4 protein-coding genes are annotated in these 2749 nt (G+C 77.0%); 3 read left to right on the top strand and 1 reads right to left on the bottom strand.

The window, feature by feature from the left end; translation table 11 throughout:
- On the top strand, window positions 1–624 hold a 624-nt coding region (locus tag FOE67_RS22025), incomplete at its 5' end, for an RDD family protein (RefSeq protein ID WP_228474158.1).
- Window positions 625–699: 75 nt separating this feature from the next.
- Complete coding sequence (locus tag FOE67_RS22020; RefSeq protein ID WP_182666582.1) at window positions 700–1386, top strand: RDD family protein; 687 nt, start codon at window positions 700–702, stop codon at window positions 1384–1386.
- Between the two features lie 51 nt (window positions 1387–1437).
- Here the strand turns inward: FOE67_RS22020 and FOE67_RS22015 are convergent, their stop codons facing one another.
- Entirely contained in the window at window positions 1438–1713 is a 276-nt protein-coding gene (locus tag FOE67_RS22015) for a hypothetical protein (RefSeq protein WP_182666581.1), read from the bottom strand.
- A 426-nt stretch (window positions 1714–2139) separates the two neighbouring features.
- Here FOE67_RS22015 and FOE67_RS22010 point away from each other — a divergent pair, with 426 nt between their 5' ends.
- Window positions 2140–2472 (top strand): hypothetical protein, encoded by a 333-nt coding sequence (locus FOE67_RS22010; protein WP_182666580.1) that lies wholly within the window; start codon window positions 2140–2142, stop codon window positions 2470–2472.
- The last annotated feature ends 277 nt before the right edge of the window (window positions 2473–2749 follow it).

Raw genomic sequence — 2749 nt, 5'->3', positions numbered from 1 at the left:
CCGCCCACCTCCGCCGGTGTCCTCGGTGCCCCCGAGATGTCCCCGCTGACCGAGGCCGGTCTGACCGCGGTGCGGGCCCCCGCCCCGTGGGAGACGGAGGACGACGCCTACCCGGGGGCACCGATCCGCCGGATCTCGGCCCGGCTGGTGGACGGTCTCCTGCCGGTCGCCGCCGCGGCGGCGGTGGCGCTGCCCTTCGTGGAGCCCGCCCGCGACCACATCGAGGCGAAGATCGCCGCGGTGGAGTCGGCGGGGGTGACCGAGGACGTCTGGCTGGTGGACGGCACCACCGGCCCCTGGCTCGCCCTCGTGCTCGGGGTGTTCCTGCTGGTCGGTTTCCTGGTGGAGGCCCTGCCCACCGCGCTGTGGGGACGCACCCCGGGCAAGGCCCTGTGCGGCCTGCGGGTGGTGGACATGGGGACCCGGGACCGCCCGGGGATCGGGGCGGCGGTGATCCGCTGGTTCACCCACACCGTGCTGTGGTGGTCGGTGATCGGGCTGATCGGCGTGGTGCTCGCCCTGTTCGACCGGCCGTGGCGCCAGGGGTGGCACGACCGGGCCGCCCGCACCTTCGTGGCGGGACGCCGACCCGCCCGGCCGCGTCGTACCGCCGGGGCCGGTTGACCCGGTCGGTCGAACCGTTCCCCCGGTTGACCCGCGCGGCGTGCGCGGTGCGGCGCCGCGGGATGCACTCGGGGCATGAGCGACGAGCAGCCCCCCTCCGGGCCCGAGCCGGAACGGGACCCCCTGCGCAAGCCGCCCCCCGGTCCGCAACCGGGGGGCGGCGGCAGCGGCGGACCGGCCGGGGGTCCCCCCGGTGGCTCCGGGTACGGCGGTGCGGGATACGGTCCGCCCCCGCCGCCCGGGCCCGGATACGGACCCGGCTTCGGCGCGCCGGGCGACGCCTACGCCCACAACCCCTACGGCGGCCCCGGCGGCGCCCGCGACCCCCTGGAGGGGATGCCGCCGCTCGCCCCGCTCGGCCGTCGGTTCCTCGCCCGGGTGGTGGACTGGCTGGTCGTCGCCATCCCGGTCGGCCTCATCACCCTGCCGTGGGCGCTCGACGGCGACGGCGGGTTCCCCGGCACGGGGGGACTGCTCTATCTGCTGGTGTACTTCGTGTACGAGGGGCTGATGCTCACCAACCGGGGCCAGACGCTGGGCAAGATGCTGCTCGGGATCCGGGTGGCGATGCTCGACAACGGCGCCGTCCCGGCCGGCAACCCCGGCTGGTTCCGCGCGGCCGTGTACTCACTGCCCCAGTTGGTGCCCTGCCTCGGCACGCTCTTCTGGCTGTGGAACGTCCTCAGCTGTACCTGGGACCGTCCCTACCGGCAGTGCGTGCACGACAAGGCGGCCCGGACGGTGGTCGTCCGAGCCGGGTGAGGCCGGGGCCCGGGGTCGGGGAGGCCGTACGACCTCCCCGACCCCGAACGCTCAGACCCGTACGGCGCGCGGCCGTTCGGCGTCGATCCGTCCGGTTCCCTTCGGGGCCCCGGCGGGGCGCGGCTCGGCGACGGCGGCCGGAGCCGTCCGGGCGCCGGCCCGCAGTCCCGGCCGCACGGCGACCAGCACGCCGAGCGTCAGCGCGACGACCGTCATCGCGCCGACCGCCCAGCCGGGTGCCGAGGGGAAGAGGAGAACCATCAGGAGGGTGGAGCCGATGACGGCGGCCGACCCGTGGACGACCTGCGCGGGACTCGGATGCGGCATGGCGGATTCCGTCCTGGGGGGATGAGGGTGCACGGCGGCCGACCGGAGGGGGTCCCGGTCGGGCCCTACGGGCCTCGATGCCCGTGGGGGAGCGGCGGTAAGCGTGCGCCGATCCGTGCGGCGGGTGCACGGGGGGGCGCACGGCATCACGTTCCAACAGGATCTCCACGCACGGTAGTTGCCCGGGTGTCGGGGAGCAAGGCGGTGCTCGGTCCCCGGACGGTGACGGACGCCCCGGGACTTTCGTCCCCATTCCGGGGGATCCCTCCGGAGCGGGTGTTTGCGCAGGTCGGGGCCGGGTGTGAGAAAGACCCTGGCGGTGGGGACGGGATCCGGCCAGGATGTGGCGGTCGGCGCGGGAGCCGGTGCCGTGCGACCCGGTCGCACGGCCCGGGCGTGCCGCGTGACGATCGGAAGGAGCGTGCCGTGCCCGATGGTGGATGGGTCCGTCAGCCGGACGGCAGTGTCGTGGTGGCGCTGTCCCTGCCCCGCCCCGGAACGGGGTCCGGGGTGCGCCCCGACGGCGCCGGGCAGGAGCGGGTGCGGGTGCTGGTGCACGCCCGCAATCGCGCCCGGGCCCTGACCCGCCTGCGCAACCTCGGGTTGCGGGCGGTCTACCTGCGGGGCAACGCCTCACCGCCCACGCCGGACGAGATCACGGCGGTGCTGCACCACCCCGAGGGGTTGCTCTGGCGGTGCCGCGCCGCCCACCCGGCCGAGCCCTGGCGGCCGATGGGTGCCCTGTTGCGGGCCCGCTGAGCCGTACCCCCGCCGGGAACGGCGGGGGAGTGGGCGGGCGGACGGGCCCGCCCGAGCCGCTCCCCTCCCGGGGCCCGCGGGGAGTGGCCGCGCCGGGCCGGGCCCGTACGGGCGCGGTGGTTTCCCGCCCCGGGCCGCTTCCGGGTGCCGACGGGGTGTTCGGGCCGCCGGTGCCCGCCCGGCTCCCGGTCACCGGCCCGGGGGAGGGCGCATTCCGGCTCCCCGCCGGGTGGTGGGGTCGGTCGCCCTCCGGGACGCCCCCGGCCCCCCCCGGCTC

This window comes from Streptomyces calidiresistens (assembly GCF_014141525.1).
In the GTDB taxonomy this organism is placed as follows: domain Bacteria; phylum Actinomycetota; class Actinomycetes; order Streptomycetales; family Streptomycetaceae; genus Streptomyces; species Streptomyces calidiresistens.
The sequence above is the reverse complement of the archived record's forward strand: the minus strand, read 5'-3'. Positions and strand labels throughout refer to the sequence as shown.

What these genes read in the sequence shown, in the direction of transcription:
- FOE67_RS22020 (WP_182666582.1), top strand. Translation starts at nt 700, where the DNA reads ATGAGCGACGAGCAGCCCCCCTCCGGGCCCGAGCCGGAACGGGACCCC.
- FOE67_RS22015 (WP_182666581.1), bottom strand. Translation starts at nt 1,713, where the DNA reads ATGCCGCATCCGAGTCCCGCGCAGGTCGTCCACGGGTCGGCCGCCGTC.